Source organism: Chryseobacterium sp. CG10_8, assembly GCF_058117085.1.
On record NZ_JBYVEB010000020.1, the window covers coordinates 1 to 18,633 of the forward strand.

Below are 18,633 nucleotides of genomic sequence, written 5' to 3' on the forward strand. Positions count from 1 at the left end.
CAATATCTTTTATATGCCTAATTCAATTATTTTAATCATTATGATACGGCTTGCCTTGAAGGATTTGGTCAGCACGATATAGTTGTTCTGCGATGAAAAGTCTTACCATTTGGTGCGTAAAGGTCATTTTTGATAATGCCATTTTTTCCTGGCTGCGTTGGTAAATTTCCTCCGAAAAACCATATGCTCCTCCAATCAATATATGAACTTTCTTGATAGAAAGATTCATCCAGGTATCGATTTTCTGTGAGAATTCTCGGCTTGTATATTGTTTGCCCTTTTCGTCCAATAATATGACATGGTCGCCATTGTCGATGTGTTGGAAGAATGCTTTGGCTTCTTCTTTCTTTAAAAGTTCGGAGCTAAGGTTTTTAGCATTTTTGATATCCGGAATTTCAATAATGTCAAAATTCCAATGTTTTGGCAGTCGATTGATGTAATATTGAACCAAATTTGTGATTTCTTTATCATCCGTCTTGCCGATACACAATAAATTGATTTTCATTTTCTATATTTGTTTTGCAAAGATAACCTAATGCCAAGTAAACTATCCAAATTAATAGTACGCTTTAGAAATTTTTTAGACCATACTAACGTTCCAATTTTGGGAATTTCTTTTTTGAAGTTATTTCAGATTTATGGGCAGGGTTTGGCTAAATTGAGGATTGGGAGGAAGGCAGCTGCAATTTCTTGGAATTTCGTTCTATCGCTTTTTCCCTTTATCTTATTTTTGCTATCAATTTTGCCTTATTTGCCGCATTACGATAAATTACAATTTTACATTTTCGAAGTATTAATTCACAAGATTTTCCCTGGTACTATTGAGAACGACGTTCGTACCTACATCGAAAGTAATATTATACCGACTGCAGCAGGAGTAAATAATTTAACCATAATTGTAGCCCTTATTTTTGCGACCAATGGAACTTTTGCAGTGATAGACGGCTTCAACGAAAATTCGGAGGAAAAACTGAGCAATGTCAAAGAGTATATCATTTCGTTTTTTATTACGATTGGATTTATTAGTATTGTCTTACTAGCGTTATTCGGAGTGTATTATTCGGAGGTTGTTCTTAAGCTTTTTACCCCGTCCTATGATATTTCTTGGTTTGTACAGAACTTATCCAAATTAATTGGATTCATTTCTTTTCCGTTGTTTTACTTTCTTTTGCTAACGTTATTTTATTGGATTGGAACAGTGAAAATAACCAGATTTCGCCAAGCCATTCCAGGTGCTGTTTTGACGACTGTTTTATTTATCTTGACGACTTATCTTTTTGCAATCTTTATTCAAAATTTTGCTCGTTACAACGTTTTGTACGGTTCTATTGGAAGTATGATTTTATTAATGATTTGGGTCAATGTCAATGTGCATCTCCTTTTACTTGGAAATGAACTTAATTTTGCCATTCGAAAAATTAGAAAAGGTGAGGTACAACTACCTGAAAAGAAGAATATAAAGTCAAATAAAATAGATGATTTTTCGGCTCAATAAATTTCTTAATATTTCTTAAAATTTTGTTAATAAAAAATATAATTTTGATCAAATTTGTTGCTATCTTTGATTGAAAATTTTAACACAGAATGGTAAAATTGTTTTGGTTACTATGTTGTAGCCTCTTTATACTTTCCTGCGAAAATAAGGTTGATATGGTTAACCCTTCTTTTTATTACTGGAAAGGGGATTATGGTATTTATGGAGCAGAAGGCGAAATTCTCAAATCACAGAATGTAAAAAAGCTTTATGTGAAGTTTTTTGAAGTTGAATACAAGGATGGCTTCGGAGCAATTCCAGTAGAAAAAACTAATCTGCAACTTTACAGTGGAAATGGGGACTTTGCGGACTTAGTAGAAATTGTTCCAACGGTTTTTATTCGCAACGATGTATTTCTCAAATTAACGAGTGCGGAAATGGACAGCTTAGCTGACAATGTCAATTTTCTCATTTCAAAATACCATACAGAAAAATTTGAAAAGAAAGTAATCAAGGAATTTCAGATTGATTGTGATTGGACCGCAAAAACAAAGGAATCTTATTTCTACTTTTTAAGAAAAATAAAAGAAATTTCGAAGAATGAAATTAGTGTGACGCTTCGTCTTTATCCATATAAATATCCTAAGATAATGGGGGTTCCGCCAGCAGATAAAGCTACTCTTATGTGTTATAACCTGATTAATCCCTTGACTAATCATACAAAAAATTCTATCCTAGATTTGGGAGAACTAGAAAAGTATCTCAAGGGATCAGACAAGTATCCTCTTCGCTTGGACGTTGCATTACCAATTTATTCTTGGATGCAAGTTTATCATAATAACCAGTTTCAAAGCATCATCTACAATACCAAAGAAGTGAAACCCATGCTAAAAGAGATAAAACCGTTATGGTACGAAGTTGAAAAAGATACGATGATTAATTACTCGGATTACTTGAAGAAAGGAGACAAGATAAAATATGAAGAAATTACCACCGAGAAAATTAACAAATCGATTGATCTAATTAGAAAATATGTAAAACTAGATAATGAAATTACCGTTACTTTATTTAGTTTGGACGAGATCCAACTCAAACAATTTAGCAATGAAGATATTAGCCAGTTTTATACTCGTTTTACTAAGTAGTGGAGCTTTTGGTTGTGGCTTTTATCTCTACGAAAATGATCTGCGACTATGCTTTATGAAGCCGGAGCTTATTGGAAATCAGCAATTTTCAGATTTTTATTATTCTAATAATTATTTTTCGAGGAATACACCTGATGAATTACCTTTTTTTTCGAACGAAGTCCAATGGAAAAGGTATTGTAACAATAGCGTAGATGTTAATGAAATAAGAGAAGTGATGGATCAATTTTCTGTTGATAAAATATCTAAACAATCTACCAATGGCTTTATTAGATATCTATATATGCAACAGGATTTTGAAGCAATTAACTATTTGAAATTTGCTAAAGATTGTGAGTTTTTCAACACTCATAGAGATGATCCTTGGGAAAGACGAGAAACAATGTTGCTTTCTGAGCGAGAAGGATTTATAAAAAAAGCTAAGGAACTAGCATTAAGTGCAAATAATAACGATATCAAAAGAAGATATGCTTTTTTAGCGCTTCGACTATTTTATTATAACGGAAATATTGAAGCTATTAAACAATGGTATCCAAGATTTTTTGATGAAAATAATCCTAAGGATGTAGTTGATTATTTTGCGATGTCCTTCATGGCGATTGCTGAGAAAAACAGATCGAAAGCCAATTATTTCTGTGCTCAGGTATTTGCTCATGTTCCAGAGAAAAGATTTGTCATGTATCAATATATGTTAAAAGATGTACCGCTAGAAAACACAATGGCTTATGTGAAAAAGGCAGATCAAAAAATTGCTGTATACTTACTATATAGCGTAGTCAATCCAGGGAAAAATTTGGATAATCTTAAAAGGATATATGATTTACAGCCTAACAATCCGTCAATTAATTTTTTGCTTTTACGGGAGGTCAACAAAGTTGAAGATTGGACATTGACTCCTTACTATACTAGTATTGAGTCCGTTAGTAGATATGATTTCAAATCAACATCAAGCATCTTTGAAACGGCAAAGAATGATCGTACTTATGAAGGTAAATTACTCAATTTTGTTAAAAATATTGATTTTTCCAAGGTAGAAAATCCGGATTTTTGGAGACTGATGAAAGCCTATTTACAATTCTTGACCAAAGATTACACTGGCTCTTTGGAAGAGATTAGATTTTTGGAAAAGTATAGTAAAGATAAGTCCTTGAGTGAGATGATTACTAAAGTTAAAGTTCTTAATTTTTTTGAAAACCAAGAGTATGGACATGCAGTTATTCCCAATGCGAGTAAAGATTATCTGATGTCAACCAGAGATCGAAAACTACTTTTTGTATTGGGCAGAATATTGGAATATCATGGTAATTTCGCGGATGCAGCTGTTATGTTTTATAGAAGTCAGGGAGATGATAATGTAAATTATTGGAAAGGGATTTCGGACGTTCCAGCGACTTTTTATAATCTTTTTTACAATGCATATGATTATATTGATGTTGCCTATACACCTCAGCAAGTTGAAGATTTTATCGATGAAATTAATAAATGTGAAAGGCAGCAGGATACATTCAGTAAATGGAAATTAGGACCGATTCGTGATCAATTGGAGTCTTTAAAAGCTCTTGTTGGAACCAAATATTTAAGATTAAATGATTTAAAAAATAGTATTACTTCACTGAAGAAAAATCCTACGACTTACTATCAGACAAGCAGTATTTTTTGGGAAAGAAATTCTAGTGGGCAAAGTACCATTCTGTATGACAATCCTTTTACCACCCTCAATTATACGCCAGAATTTATAAAGGTTGAAGATCATTTTCAGGTGAATAAATTATCTGTGGTTGAGAAGTTGGACGAATATCTCAAAAGAGCTGAAAACCCCAATGAAAGATATAGAAGTTACTATTATTTTCTTGTGGCAAACTGCTATTATAATATGACCAAGTACGGTAATGCGTGGAGTCTCAAGCGTAATTACTGGTCGATAAATGAGGAGTTGAGTCTTAATGTAGATAATCTTGAATATAACACAGGAAAGCTAGCTTTGAAGTATTATTTATTATCAAAAAAATATTCTAGTGACAATAAGTTCAAAGCTCTTTGTTTGCGTATGGCAGGACGTTGCAAAAAATTTGATCTCACCTATCAACGAGAGTCCTCCGATGGATATTATTTTGCAGATGAAGAATATGACGAATTTATCCTGAGTAGAAATCCCTATTATCAGCAACTGAGAAAAGAATACCCCAAGGATTACGAAAAACTAATGAGTTCTTGTAATTCCTTCAAAGAGTACTTTAGGAAAAATTAAAGCCTCTTAACCTTCGAAACACCATTGATTGCTCGAAGTTTGGTGAAGGTTTCTTCCAATTGATTTTTGTTTTTAACTTCAAGGTTAATCGTTCCTGTGAAGACTCCGTCATTGGATGAGATCGACATACTTTTCATATCAATACTCATTGCGTTACTGATAACTGCGGTAATGTCGTTAATCATTCCCATTCGATCAAGACCTTCGATTTCGATTTTGACACGATTTTTAAAGCTTTCCGCATTGACCCATTTTGCCTGGATAACCCTGTAATCGTACTGTGCGCGAAGGTTAATGGCGTTAGGGCAGTTGTCATTATGGACTTTGATACCGTCAGAAATTGTAATGAATCCAAAGATTTTATCACCTGGAATCACGCTACAGCATTTGGCGAAGGAGTACGTCAATTTTTCCTCATCTTTCCCGAAAATAATCATGTCAAGATTAGTTTCTTGCACTTCCTCGAATTTTTGATTCTTCGCAGGGGATTTTCTCAATCTGTTAAGAATGCTATTGAATACATTCTTACTATCAATATATTTTCTTAAATCCCCAGTGTCTAATTTTCCTGTTTGGAAAGCTAAAAACAGTTCTTGCGAGGATTTGAGATTGAAAAATTTCTGCATTTTGTTAACCTCTTCGTCATTGAAATTGAGTTTCACATGTCGAAGCTTTCTTTGCAGCATTTCCTTTCCTTCCTGTACTAGATTATTTTTCTCGGAATTAAGGTAGTTTTTTATTTTTGATTTCGCTTTCGAAGTCACAACAAAGTCAAGCCAATCGGCCTTTGGTTTTTGATTCTGCGAAGACAAAATATCTATTTGGTCACCATTCTGAAGAACATGAGAAATCGGGACTAATTTACCGTTGATTTTGGCACCTAGACATTTGGTTCCTAAATCACTATGAACCGAAAATGCAAAATCTAAAGCCGTTGAATTAGCAGGTAAAATCTTGATTTCTCCTTTGGGCGTAAAAACAAAAACTTCTTTTGAATACAAATTAAGCTTGATGTTATCCAAAAGTTCGGTGGCAGAAAGATTCTGTTGTTGCTCTAGCAATTCTCGAATTTCGGTTACCCATTGTTCAAAATTTTTATCATCACTTGTTTGCTTGAAGCCTTCCTTGTATTTGTAATGTGCAGCAACGCCTTTTTCTGCGATATCGTCCATTCTTTCTGAACGTATCTGTACTTCGATCCATTTTTTATCTGGCCCCAAAACGGTAAGGTGAAGACTTTCGTATCCAGTGGAACGAGATTGTGAAATCCAGTCACGCATTCTTAGAGGATTACTATGATACAAGTCTGTAACAATCGAATAGATTTTCCACGCCAGGAATTTTTCGTTTTTTGCGTCTGATTTATAAATGATTCTAATCGCATAATTATCAAAAACCTCTTCGAAGGGAACTCCTTGTTTCAGCATTTTTCTATAAATAGAAGAAATTGCTTTTGCTCGACCTTTGATGGTGAAATTAAGACCTTCTTCTTTTAGTTTTTCTGATACTTCTTTTTTGAATTCCTCTACATACTTTTCACGATTTTCCTTAGCAAGCTCAAGTTTTTCCGTGATCTCGTTATATACCTCAGGATTATTATATTTGAGGGAGAGGTCTTCTAACTCAGATTTAATATTATAAAGTCCAAGTCTATGAGCGAGAGGAGCGTAGATGTATGAAGTTTCGGATGCGATCTTCAGTTGCTTGTCAGGTCGCATACTTTCTAACGTGCGCATGTTGTGAAGTCGATCCGCAATTTTTATCAAAATAACCCTAAAATCCTCAGAAAGAGTAAGTAACAACTTTCGGTAATTTTCTGATTGAATAGAAATGTTTTGATGATTCATCACTGAAATTTTGGTCAATCCATTGACGATATCAGCGATTTTTTGACCAAAAATTTTCTTGAGATCTTCGTAAGTATATTCAGAATCTTCGATGACATCGTGAAGTAACGCACAAGCAATAGACGTGGCTCCTAATCCCATTTCGGTAGCGACAATTTTTGCCACCTCAATAGGGTGATAGATATATGGTTCTCCAGTTTTGCGTCGCTGGTCTTTATGTGCATCCAAAGCAATATCAAACGCCTTGCGAATCATCTTGTTCTGATCCTCATCTAACGTTCGGTAAGTATTGGAAATTAAATCTTTGTAGCGTGCAAGAATCTCTTTGTTCTCCTGTTCTAAATCGTAAGCCATAACGTTCTCAATCTTTGCGTAAACGAAAATATTAAAAAATTCTTTACCAAGCGAGGTTTTAGTAATAAAAAAGAAAATCCGATGGCTCGGATTTCTTTATTTTGAATCGAAAAAAATAAGAAGAAAGAAATTGAACCTACAAATGGTCAATTTCTTCCTGATATTAATTTATTGAAGCATGAACGAATTGTTGAATTCTTTCTTAGAGAACAACGTTCTTCCTTTGATACCGAATCGATAATTAATTGAAAATAATCCAGCTCTTCGGTCTCCCAAATATTGTGCTTCTACTCTCGTTTGCCAGCGGTCGTTAATTTGCCACTGCACACCTGTTAACATGTTCCAAGGTCTAGATGTTGTTTTGTTCATATCGTAGGCAATATAAGTATCATTAATGTTTTCCGACAATCCTGTTAAGCCGTTTCCTAAAGCTTTATAGATTAATTTGTACTTAATCTGATCTATATTAGAAAGATTATTATACCAAGAGTCAAGATTGTCATTCATGTTTGCAACACTTTGAGAAGCGTTAGGAGCGAGGTCTACTGTATTAATAGTACCAATAGTTTCCCCATTGAACTTGCTATACATTGCTCCGACCCAAACAATAAGTTTCATGTTTTTGTTATTTTTAAACTCAAAAATAGGTCCAGCTCGAAGGCCTGCCAATGAGACAATGACAGGTTTTTCTACCCTTGGATTATGGTTGTAATTTTGACTACCATCTACAGCCATGAAAATTGGTCCAACTTTCCCTTGAGCCATTGCTCCATAACCAATATACCACCCTGCAACATCTGTCTTGATATTTACGGGAAATGGCTTTATCATTGCAATATTAATATCTGCCTCTTTTGTCTGGCCAATGATTCCGTAGACAGAAAGAAAAGGGAAGAGGTAGGTGTCTAGACGCAAGTTGAAAGTACTCGTCTGTGCTTTAATTTTGTCAAAAGCCACAATTTTTTCTAAGTCGTACATTACAGGTTCTTCACCCGTGCTTAATTTACCAAATCCCACACTAAGTCGGTCGATATAAATGGTCTGGTCAATAGTCAGGGAATTAAACATAATCCCTATCGGAAGCGGAATTTTGTATCCTTTTGCGTGAGCTTTATCGCCCATAATCGGCAAAGTATATTGATAGGGTTGACTCATGTATAATGAATCTCTTTCCAGACGTCTTTCTCGTCGCTCTTCTTTTGTTAATTTCTGCTTTTGGGCAAAAAAAGGCACTGCGCAGGTTAGCAAAACCAGCAAAGGAATAGTTCTTAAATTCATAATGGTGGTGTGTTTTTTTTAAGTGGTTTTTAGTTTCTTGAGTAAAGGTAATAATTTTATCCGAACTTATTAATTTCAAACCCTGAAAATTATCATAAAAAAAACCTTAAACATGAAGTAAAAGGTTTTATTAAAACTAAATAACTAATATGAAGAAAATTTTACTAAACTTTCGTCGGTTCATTAACAAATGGTGTGCCAAAATTTTATTCCTATGTTAATTTTAATGAATTATAGTTAAAATTTTTGATAATTATTGCGAAAACGAAATTCGATTTTAACTATAGTATTGGTGCAAAATTACCATGTTTTTATAAATAAAATGTAGATGACAATTGATAGGTATCGCAGTTTTAAGCTTCTTGGTTGTTTAGTAAATGGGGGTAAAGATTTTGATTTTTTTTTATCAAAGCGCTACCTGTTTTCATAATATTTAATGATAGCTAAGGCGTAAGCACCAGAACCATAACCAACCATCGGGATAGATCCACTATACTCGCTACCGTCATTGGTTAAAATTTCTGGAATCACATTATAGTTAGCATTAGCAAATTGGGTAATTCTATCAATCAATTGCTTTGATTTTTCAGGGAATCCAAACGTTTTCTGAGCCACAGCCACTCGAAGATTTGCAAAAGGCCATTCCTGATTTTCATAGGAATCCGAACTGTTGAATCTTATATAACCTCGGTCTTTTCCATAAATTTCTTTAACCTTTATTTGTTGGTCATATTCTCGCATGTGCGAAACAAAAAGATTTTTGTCTTCAACAAATCCATTAGCGAATAGTTCCAAAGTTGCCCCGTCATAATAATAATGATCGGTTGGAAGTTGGTCTTTCACATTTCCTTTAATGAAACGGTTATCCACCAATAGGATGGTCATAATCGCATTGCTTATGGTTTTGGAGGCAAAATCATATTTTTCTGAAGGTAGATTTTCGTGCTTCAATAATTCTGCCCATTTTTCCAATCCAACGGCACAAACGCCATTAGTGAAAGTATATTGATTACCTGGTAAATGGTGTTCCCAAGGCCCAGAATCTCTTTTTAAAAGTCCATTATTCTGAATAATAAAAACAATGGGGTCGGCAACTTTGGTCTGAATTAAATCTTTATATTTTCGGAAAAATTCCCAGTCGTTGCTTTCTTTAATATAGGTGTTGAATGCTGTTAAAAACAATCCCCAATCATCATATTCTATATTGGGACCATTTTCGTTGAAATCGCATTCCTCGGTTCCATTTCCAAAATATCGGGTTAAAGAAATTTGATAATCCGTTTCAGGGCCATAGTTTTTTCCATCTCTGAAAATATAATTTTTGAATCGGTTAGCATCCGCTTTCAGCATAAATTCTAACCCTTTTCGGGCTTCATCATACATTCCCAATTTTGCCATGGCTTCAATAGCGTAAGCGCCATCTCTTACCCAAGAAATTGCCCAAACTCCTGGTCGTAGTGATGCTAAAACTTGTCCGTGCGATTTTGGGTAAATTTCCTTATCTGAAACTTGGGACATCTTTAAAACCGAAACCGCTTGCTCCATTACATTTCTTTCATTTTCAGAAATATTTTTTGGAATTCTTGCATTGTTGATGATGTTTCTCATGAAATCGACTTCGATAGCTAAGTTGATAACAGGCACACCTTCTGAATTAGTGTCTTTTGGAAAAAACATAAATGTTGCATTTGGATGTTGATCATACAAGCATTCAAAACCATCAACTTTCATTTGAGTAAACTCTCTATTATTACAAATAAATTTCAGTTTTTCAGTAACTTCTTTATTTCCTTCAGTTACAGCATAAAAAACATTATTATTATAGTAAAACGAAGCAAAATAATTAATGGTTAGATCGTTGTATTTTACTTCAATTACGTGGGTGTTGCCTTTGTATTTAACTGAAATAGGTTTGTCTTTTCTGTTGGTTTTTAGGTTGGTGATAAAGGGTTTAACTTCAGTTAGAGAATCCACCATTTTGAAAATGTGAGGATAAACTGCTTCTACTTCATCGGAATCTGAATTATAAACAGCAGAAATCAATCCATTAGAAGTAGTGAGGTAGTTGTAAGAGTGCTTATTCTTTTCCTTATCTGCCTTTTGTTTGAGGTAATCTTCATAAGTCATAATATTTAAATTTCCCTTGTAGAATCCACCATTACCCAATCCATCATAGAATTTAATGGCTAAAACATTGTGTTCTTTAACCAATTCCTTTGGGATTTTATATTTTCTGTTGATGTCCCAAGCAGATTCATCATTGGGTGGGAATTTTCCAGTTTTTCCGATTAAAACACCATTGAAGTAGGTTTCGTCAGAATCATCAATAACACCCAAATCTATCATCAAATCTCTATTTTGAAAGCTATGAGTTAAATCAAATGAAACTCTGTACCAAGCAAAACCCGAAAAATTGGGGTCGGAAAACTGGACTTCAGCTTGCTCTGGAATTCGTACACTTTTCCATTGAGAATCATCAAAATTGACTTGCTTGTATGCTTCATTATCATTTCTGATACCTTTCCATTGATTAGGAATTCTAAAATTTTGTGCTGTGAAGCAAATGGTAATTATGTTGAAAATCAATAAGCTAAATAACTTTCTCATTAATGAAATTTTAGTTTAAAGATAATCAATTTTTAAAGTTCAAGCATCTATTAAAATTTCATATAAAAAATGTTTGAAATTTAATTTCTTTTGAATTTTAAGTTCAAATTTCAGCTTAACATAAAAAAAGCCCTACGTTGATGTAGGGCATTAAATTGGAGTTATTTTATAAATATTAGTCCATTTTAGGAGAGGCATTAGTGATGCCTCTATCCGAATCTTTGATGTCGATATTTGGTGCTTCAATGATCTCAGATTGTGTTTTGATGTCAATACCTTTTTTAATATTTTCGTACGACATTGCATCAAGCATGTTCATATCTGTAAAAAAGAATGTATTAGCTGCATTATTTTTTACTAGAATTTCTTCGGCTTTTATCGCTTCTTCATTATCGTTGATCTCGATACTAGCCATTTCCACATCTGATGAAGCTTCATCAAGGTACAGAAGAAAACTACGTTCGTCAAAGCCTGCGGTTATTAAATCGTTCTCAAGCGTGTCAGCTTTTTTGTGCGGAGCGAAAACTCCAGTTAAGATTGCCATGTTTTTTTGATTTTTTGGTTATTGTTTTTAGTTTCTTGAATGTTAAAATTAAATAAAAAACTTTTAATTAGAAAATTTTTAATAAAATATTCGTTTGATAGTTATTTGATTGATTTTTTTTATCATTATTTATTTAACTAAGTTAGGTTGATGTAGTAAAAAAACTCTGCTCATCAATGAGCAGAGTTTCGTGATAATATATCTTTTTTATATTTTAGGGTCTTGTTTGATAAGCTTTTAGAGCCTCAATTTCTTTTAATATGCTTTCAATTTTTTGGTTTTGTTTCTCGATGATTTCCTGCTGTTCCTTTACTGCCTCTATAAGGTAGGCGTTGAGTCCATTGTAGTTTACAGATTTAGTTTTGGCTGCGTCGCTCGCAGTGAGGACCAATTCTGGCATTACAGCTTCGACCTCTTGCGCAATAACACCTGAAGTTATTTGTCCCTCATTAGATCCATGCGCTTTAGGGTCTTTCCATTCCCAACTAACGCCATTGATTGCTTTAATTTTCTCTATTGCATTTTTAATGGTGCTAATGTTCTTTTTCAAACGAGCGTCAGAACTTCCGGTGATAGTTCCTGAAGCTTGTATGTTACCCACGACGTCAAGAGCTTGTGTAGGAGATGTCTTATTGATACCAACTTTACCGCCGGAGTTAACAGCTAAAATATTTTGTGTACCGGCATTATTGATTACATAGAAGCCATCTGAAGCATCGTTTTCCCTAATTTTTACTATTAAACTACTACTTGTGGGTCCTTCAATCATTAATCCGTCGGACTTAGTTTGTAATCCAAGAAGAGCTGTTGGCCAAGAGGAAGAGTTAAGGTCGGTGAAAATAACTTCTGAACTCGTAGCTGGTCCTTTGAATTTTGCGATTGCTGAATCATCAGGACCGCGAACTTCTAAAATTGCAGTTGGTGTCCCTGTTGCTCCAATTTTAACACTTCCTGTTCTGCTAATATCTGAAGCAATATCCTCTCCGGCAATACCCCACGCGTCTCCGTCTGGCTTAAAAGTAGTTTGATCAATTTTGTTGATATTTCCACTGGCATCTACAACAAGAACGTCATTCGTACTGTTTCCTACAGCGATGCTTCTGATTCTTGCTGTTCCGTTTATATCGAGCATCGCTGTGGGTGTTATAGTTCCAATTCCAACTCCACTACTTCCTTTAGGAATCAAAGATAAAGGGCGGTCTGTTAATGTTCCTGTTGCGTAAATTCCTTCATATCCAAAACCTATGCCTGAAGTACCGTTAGTATGCATGAATTCAATGCCGTTAGATGCAGCTCCTAAATGACCTGTGACATACAATGGTGTTGAAGAAGATGGTGAATGGGTTCCTGTTCGTGCAACTGATGCTATATCTAAAATAGAAGTAGGCGAGGAGACTTGTCCGATTCCGACATTACCAGTCCTTGTTATATCAGCTGTAGTATTTTCGCCTGCAACTGCCCAAGCGTCTCCGTCTGGTCTAAGTGTAGTTTGATCTATTTTGTTGATGTTTCCGTAAGTGTCTACAACTAATACATCATTTGATGCTGTTCCTGCTGATATGTTTCTGACTCTTGCTGTGCCATTGATGTCTAACATTGCAGTAGGCGATGATACTCCTATTCCTACCCCTCCTGTTCCTTTTGGATGAATGGATAAGTTTTGGTTATCGAGAGAACCTGCCGCATAGATCCCTTCATACCCGAAGCCAATACCTTCTGTTCCGTTGGAATGCATAAATTCGACTCCATTAGATATAGCTCCAATGTTTCCTGTGACATACAAAGGTGTAGAGGAAGAAGGAGTATGGGTTCCAGTTCTTGTAATCGTCGCAATATCTAATTTTGCTACTGGCGAAGTCACTTGACCTAAAGCGATGCTTCCTGATCGGGCGATATTGGATGTTGTATTTTCGCCCGAAACATCCCATGCGTCTCCATCAGAACCACCACTTCCGAAAGGTAGCCATTGGGATCCGCTCCAATAATGAAATCCAGTTGAAAATTGTGGGTTAGAGGTTGTTCCTGTTCCGGTAACATTATTGATTAAGTACACCAGTTGTCCCACATCAGTTCCATTCACTGATAAGTTGGAAACTCTTGGAACAAGTAGTCCATCTGCCGAATTTAGGGGACCTTTATGGTTTACTCCTCTTATGTCAAGCGTTGAAAGAGGAGTGGTTGTATTGATTCCCACTTGCGCGCTAATGAGATTTGCTAAACCTAAGCAGAATGCACATGATAAAATTTTCTTCATTTTAAAGTATTTTAAGTTCGGTATTAATCTATATTGTGATTTTTTTTAATTCCATTATAATTATAAATATTATTCATTTATAATATTATTTTTCAATAGTATGCATTATAGTATATTAAAAATTTATTACTTTGTATAACTATATAGTCATATTAATATATTATTTGCAATATTATCAATTTGAATGTCAATAATTTAATTTTATCAATTGTTTTTTAAGATAAAATTATGTTTTGCATTAAATATTTTGAATATTTACATTTAAAATAATTAATAAATTATGATATTTATAATTTTATATACATAAAAAAAACCTTGCCGAAGCAAGGTTTTACTATTATTTTAAGAAAAAGGTTAAAAATGTAAATTACACTTTCCCATCTCTAATTTCATCTACAATTTCTGGATTTAGAAGGGTAGAGGTGTCTCCAAAATTGCTAAAGTCACCTTCGGCAATTTTTCTTAAAATTCGACGCATGATTTTTCCTGAACGGGTTTTTGGAAGCCCACTTACAAACTGAATTTTATCCAATTTAGCGATTGGCCCAATACTTTCCGCAATCAATTGATTGATTTCTTTGCTTAGGTTTTCACGGTCTCTGGTTTCGCCAGATTCTTTTAAAATAACGTATCCATACAAAGCGTTTCCTTTTACATCATGAGGATAACCAACAATCGCTGATTCAGCAACAGCAGGGTGTAAGTTGATGCTGTCTTCAATTGGGGCCGTTCCAAGATTGTGACCAGAAACAATAATAACATCATCAACACGACCTGTAATTCTGTAATAACCCACTTCATCTCTTAAAGCGCCGTCTCCAGTGAAATATTTTCCCGGAAAAGCGGTAAAATAGGTTTCTTTATAACGTTGATGGTCGCCCCAAATCGTTCTTGCAATTCCAGGCCAAGGAAAACGAATACAAAGATTTCCATCGACTTGATTGCCCATAATTTCGTTTCGCTTCTCATCCATTAAAACAGGCTGAATTCCCGGCATTGGAAGTGTTGCATAAGTCGGTTTTGTAGGGGTTACAAATGGAATTGGAGAAATCATAATTCCACCCGTTTCGGTTTGCCACCAAGTGTCCACAATTGGACATTTTTTCTTACCAACATGGTCGTTATACCAATGCCAAGCTTCATCGTTAATCGGCTCACCTACAGAACCAATCACTCTTAAACTTGATAAATCATGTTTTTCAACCCATTCGTAAGATTCTTTAGCCAAAGAACGAATTGCTGTTGGAGCGGTGTAGAATTGAGTAACTTTATGTTTTTCAATCACTTCCCAAAAACGGTCAGGTTCAGGATAGGTTGGGATTCCTTCAAAAATAACCGTAGTTGCGCCATTCAAAAGCGGTCCATAAACAATATAAGAATGTCCTGTAATCCAACCAATATCTGCGGTGCACCAATAAATATCGTTTTCTTTATAATTAAAAACATTTTTGAATGTATAAGCGGTGTAAACCATATAACCTGCAGTGGTATGCAACATTCCTTTTGGTTTTCCTGTAGAACCAGAGGTGTAAAGGATGAACAATGGGTCTTCTGCATCCATAATTTTGGTTACAAAATCGGACGAAGCTTGAGGATAGTAATCATCTAACCAAAAGTCTCTTCCTTCCTGCATTTTTATTTCGTTGTGGGTTCTTTTAACCACTAAAATTTTCTCTACAGAAGGTGTTTTGGAAGCAGCGTCATCAATAATAGATTTCAAATCTAAAACCTTGTTTCCGCGGTAGCTTCCGTCTGAAGTTACAATGACTTTTGCTTCGCAATCGTTAACTCTTGAAGCAACAGCAGACGCTGAAAATCCTGCAAAAATTACAGAATGAACCGCACCCATTTTTGCACAAGCCAACATCGTTACAGCCAATTCAGGGATCATTGGAAGGTAAATACAAACACGGTCGCCTTTTTCAACGCCTAATTCCGTGAGAACGTTTGCCATTTTGCACACTCTTTCGTGAAGTTCTCTGTATGAAATATGTTGAGCTTCTTCTTTTGGATCATTTGGTTCCCAAATAATTGCGGTTTTGTCGCCACGTTCACTGAGATGTCGGTCTAAAGCATTTTTTGTAATGTTGAGTTTTGCACCTTTAAACCACTTAATTTTGGCTTGTTCCATATCGAAACTAACCACTTTGTTCCAACGTTGGTACCAAACGAAATTTTCGTCCGCAATTTGGTCCCAGAATTTTTTTGGATTTTTTATTGACCTTTTGTAGTCTTTGAAATAACTCGGAAGGTCTTGGATGTGATAGTTGCTCATATTATTAATTTTATTCTAGTATAATTGATTTTCTTTAATGTCTGAATTTTATAATTTTATCAAATAAAAAGGCATTATGTCATTCCGACGGAGGAGGAATCTTTCTTATTTTTATAAAGATCCTTCGACTCCACTTCGTTTCGCTCAGGATGACAGTATTTTTTTTATTAAGTGGCATCTAAATTTCTTAATTCTTTATTAACTGCGATATTCTTCAATCTTAGTTTGAATTTCTCCTACAATTGCTTCATCGTCGATGGTTGAAGGAATTTGAAAATCTTTTCCATCGAGCATGGTTCGGATGAGTTTTCTTAAAATTTTCCCTGAACGTGTTTTTGGTAAACGGTTGACAACCATCACGTTTTTTAAGCAAGCTACAGCTCCAATTTTTTCTCGAACTAAACGAACGATTTCGGCCTCGATTGCTTTTTCGTCTTTGTCAACACCAGCTTTCGTAACGACTACAGCAAAAGGAATTTGTCCTTTCAATTGGTCTTCGATTCCGACCACGGCGCATTCGGCAATATCAGAATTGGAGGAAACCACTTCTTCCATTTCGGAAGTTGACAATCGATGTCCAGCAACATTAATCACATCATCGACACGTCCTGTCACGAAAATATATCCGTCTTCATCCTTGATAGCGCCATCTCCTGAAAAATAATATCCCGGATATTGCGACAAATAAGAGTTTTGAAATCTTGGGAAATCATTCCAAATTCCTAACATTGCACCAGGAGCGAGTGGAAGTTTGATGACTAAATATCCTTCATGGTGTGGGTCGAGTTCGTAGCCGTTTTCATCAAAAATTTTGATGTCATAGCCCGGAATTGGTTTTCCAGCCGAAGCTCTTTTAATTTTATAATCATCGAAATACGTCATAATTCCCAACATCGGCGAACCTGATTCTGTTTGCCACCAATGATCAATTGCAGGGACTCCAACGTGTTCTGCAAACCAGTCCAAAGTCGCAACATCGCATCTTTCTCCTGCCAAAAATTGCTTTTTATAGTGAGATAAGTCGTATTTTTTGATTAATTCTCCATTCGGGTCTTCTTTTTTAATCGCACGCATAGCAGTTGGAGCGGTAAACATCGCATTAACTTTATGCTCGGAAATCACTCTCCAAAAAGTTCCTGCGTCGGGTGTCATCACGGGTTTTCCTTCGAAAACGATGGTCGTATTTCTATTAATTAAAGGTCCATAAACCATGTAAGAATGTCCTACAGCCCAACCAAAATCGGAAGCGGCCCAAAATGTTTCGCCTTCCTCCATTCCGTAATGGTATTTCATGGTGAATTTGAGCGCAGTAGCGTGACCTCCAGTGTCTCTTGCAACGCCTTTTGGTTTTCCAGTCGTTCCTGAAGTGTAAAGCAAATACAAAGGATGCGTTGATTTTACAGGAACATAATTTGCAGGTTCGGATTGGTCAACCAATTCCTGATAATCAATAGTTCCCTCGAAATATTCATGTTTGTTATCTATTAATTGACGGTCGAAAACAATGATGTGTTCCACTTTATCAGAAGCTAATTCCACCGCTTTTTCAACTAATGGTAAGTATGGAATTCTTTTTACGATTTCTACACCTGCAGTTGCTGTGATAAGAACTTTGGGTCTGCAATCATCAATTCTGACCACTAATTCATTAGGTGCAAAACCTCCAAAAACCACATTGTGAATCACTCCAATTCTCGCGCAAGCCAACATCGAAAATAAAGTTTGCGGAATCATAGGCATGTAAATTACTGCTGTGTCTCCTTTTTGTAATCCTAAAGATTTTAAACCACCTGCTAGTTTTGAAACCTCATCTTTAAGCTGATTAAATGTATATTTTTGTTGTTTTCCTGTTACGGGAGAATCATAAATAACGGCAGTTTGTTCTCCAAAACCATCTTCAATGTGTTTATCGATACAGAGATAAGACATGTTGAGTTCGCCATCTTCATACCATTGATGGTAGCCGTTTTCGTCTTCGGAAAGAATGGTATTTGGGAATTTAAACCAGCGGATACTTTTGGCTTGTTCTCTCCAGAAATTTTCCTTATGCTGAATACTATTTTCAAATAATTCTTGTGCTTTCATTTTTTATCAGGTGTTTGGGTTTAGATGTTTTGTTATTCAGTTATTCAGTTTTTTGTCTCGTGTCTCGTGTCTAATATCTAATATCTAATATCTCATGTCTAATATCTATCCAATCAATTCCACTACTTTTTCGGTCAATTTTTTAATGGAATAGGGTTTGGTTACATAAGCATCTGCACCCATTTTCAGACCTTTGTTAATGTCTTTTTCACTTGTCTTAGCAGAAAGGAAAATAACTTTTATGTTTTGATATTTTTCGTTTTTCTTGATTTCCGAAAGGGTAGAGTAACCATCCAAATTCGGCATCATAATGTCCAAAAGAATCAAATCAGGGATTTGTTCTTTCAATATTTCTAAAACTTCGGTTCCGTCTCTCGCGATAAAGATTTCGTAGCCTGCTTTTCGGAAGGCATATTCCAAAGTCATTACAATTTTGTGTTCGTCATCAGCAATTAGTATCTTTTTCATTTCTATTGATTTTAGTAGTTAGACGTTAGATTTTAGAATCGTCCTGTCTAATTT

12 protein-coding genes are annotated in these 18,633 nt (G+C 35.1%); 3 read left to right on the top strand and 9 right to left on the bottom strand.

The features are described 5' to 3' along the window. Nucleotides 1-31: 31 nt before the first annotated feature. A complete protein-coding gene (locus AC4AGG_RS05395) occupies nt 32-505 on the bottom strand; it encodes a 23S rRNA (pseudouridine(1915)-N(3))-methyltransferase RlmH (RefSeq protein ID WP_489770967.1) in 474 nt (157 codons plus the stop codon). Between the two features lie 30 nt (nt 506-535). Here AC4AGG_RS05395 and AC4AGG_RS05400 point away from each other — a divergent pair, with 30 nt between their 5' ends. From AC4AGG_RS05400 to AC4AGG_RS05410, 3 genes are all read left to right on the top strand, one after another. After that, on the top strand, nt 536-1,495 hold the full coding sequence (locus AC4AGG_RS05400) for a YihY/virulence factor BrkB family protein (protein ID WP_489770968.1): 960 nt from the start codon (nt 536-538) through the stop codon (nt 1,493-1,495). 155 nt (nt 1,496-1,650) lie between these two features. Continuing rightward, the gene (locus tag AC4AGG_RS05405) at nt 1,651-2,619 is read left to right on the top strand and encodes a hypothetical protein (RefSeq protein ID WP_489770969.1); all 969 of its coding nucleotides are present in this window, start codon (nt 1,651-1,653) and stop codon (nt 2,617-2,619) included. Then, entirely contained in the window at nt 2,579-4,867 is a 2,289-nt protein-coding gene (locus AC4AGG_RS05410) for a hypothetical protein (protein ID WP_489770970.1), read from the top strand. The genes AC4AGG_RS05405 and AC4AGG_RS05410 overlap by 41 nt, the downstream gene beginning before the upstream one ends. On the opposite strand, the gene AC4AGG_RS05415 is transcribed toward AC4AGG_RS05410, so the two are convergent. From AC4AGG_RS05415 to AC4AGG_RS05450, 8 genes are all read right to left on the bottom strand, one after another. Next, a complete protein-coding gene (locus AC4AGG_RS05415; RefSeq protein WP_489770971.1) occupies nt 4,864-7,068 on the bottom strand; it encodes a RelA/SpoT family protein in 2,205 nt (734 codons plus the stop codon). The two genes, AC4AGG_RS05410 and AC4AGG_RS05415, sit on opposite strands and share 4 nt — an antisense overlap. 168 nt (nt 7,069-7,236) lie before the next feature. After that, nucleotides 7,237-8,346 carry a hypothetical protein gene (locus AC4AGG_RS05420; protein WP_489770972.1) on the bottom strand — a complete coding sequence of 370 codons (1,110 nt, stop codon included), beginning with the start codon at nt 8,344-8,346 and terminating at the stop codon, nt 7,237-7,239. A gap of 414 nt (nt 8,347-8,760) precedes the next feature. Further along, complete coding sequence (locus AC4AGG_RS05425) at nt 8,761-10,953, bottom strand: glycoside hydrolase family 15 protein (RefSeq protein WP_489770973.1); 2,193 nt, start codon at nt 10,951-10,953, stop codon at nt 8,761-8,763. Between the two features lie 175 nt (nt 10,954-11,128). Next, on the bottom strand, nt 11,129-11,497 hold the full coding sequence (locus AC4AGG_RS05430) for a hypothetical protein (RefSeq protein ID WP_489770974.1): 369 nt from the start codon (nt 11,495-11,497) through the stop codon (nt 11,129-11,131). A 214-nt stretch (nt 11,498-11,711) separates the two neighbouring features. After that, complete coding sequence (locus AC4AGG_RS05435) at nt 11,712-13,751, bottom strand: tail fiber domain-containing protein (protein WP_489770975.1); 2,040 nt, start codon at nt 13,749-13,751, stop codon at nt 11,712-11,714. A gap of 367 nt (nt 13,752-14,118) precedes the next feature. Next, entirely contained in the window at nt 14,119-16,026 is a 1,908-nt protein-coding gene (gene acs / locus AC4AGG_RS05440; RefSeq protein WP_489770976.1) for an acetate--CoA ligase, read from the bottom strand. 198 nt (nt 16,027-16,224) lie between these two features. Next, a complete protein-coding gene (locus AC4AGG_RS05445) occupies nt 16,225-18,111 on the bottom strand; it encodes an AMP-binding protein (protein ID WP_489770977.1) in 1,887 nt (628 codons plus the stop codon). A 105-nt stretch (nt 18,112-18,216) separates the two neighbouring features. After that, nucleotides 18,217-18,579, bottom strand: coding sequence for a response regulator transcription factor (locus AC4AGG_RS05450; protein WP_489770978.1), 363 nt, complete (start codon nt 18,577-18,579; stop codon nt 18,217-18,219). Nucleotides 18,580-18,633: the final 54 nt, after the last annotated feature.

Bases quoted from the DNA above. Each gene is read 5' to 3' on its own strand.
- AC4AGG_RS05395 (WP_489770967.1), bottom strand. From the start codon at position 505: ATGAAAATCAATTTATTGTGTATCGGCAAGACGGATGATAAAGAAATC.
- AC4AGG_RS05400 (WP_489770968.1), top strand. From the start codon at position 536: ATGCCAAGTAAACTATCCAAATTAATAGTACGCTTTAGAAATTTTTTA.
- AC4AGG_RS05405 (WP_489770969.1), top strand. From the start codon at position 1,651: ATGGTTAACCCTTCTTTTTATTACTGGAAAGGGGATTATGGTATTTAT.
- AC4AGG_RS05410 (WP_489770970.1), top strand. From the start codon at position 2,579: ATGAAGATATTAGCCAGTTTTATACTCGTTTTACTAAGTAGTGGAGCT.
- AC4AGG_RS05415 (WP_489770971.1), bottom strand. From the start codon at position 7,068: ATGGCTTACGATTTAGAACAGGAGAACAAAGAGATTCTTGCACGCTAC.
- AC4AGG_RS05420 (WP_489770972.1), bottom strand. From the start codon at position 8,346: ATGAATTTAAGAACTATTCCTTTGCTGGTTTTGCTAACCTGCGCAGTG.
- AC4AGG_RS05425 (WP_489770973.1), bottom strand. From the start codon at position 10,953: ATGAGAAAGTTATTTAGCTTATTGATTTTCAACATAATTACCATTTGC.
- AC4AGG_RS05430 (WP_489770974.1), bottom strand. From the start codon at position 11,497: ATGGCAATCTTAACTGGAGTTTTCGCTCCGCACAAAAAAGCTGACACG.
- AC4AGG_RS05435 (WP_489770975.1), bottom strand. From the start codon at position 13,751: ATGAAGAAAATTTTATCATGTGCATTCTGCTTAGGTTTAGCAAATCTC.
- acs (WP_489770976.1), bottom strand. From the start codon at position 16,026: ATGAGCAACTATCACATCCAAGACCTTCCGAGTTATTTCAAAGACTAC.
- AC4AGG_RS05445 (WP_489770977.1), bottom strand. From the start codon at position 18,111: ATGAAAGCACAAGAATTATTTGAAAATAGTATTCAGCATAAGGAAAAT.
- AC4AGG_RS05450 (WP_489770978.1), bottom strand. From the start codon at position 18,579: ATGAAAAAGATACTAATTGCTGATGACGAACACAAAATTGTAATGACT.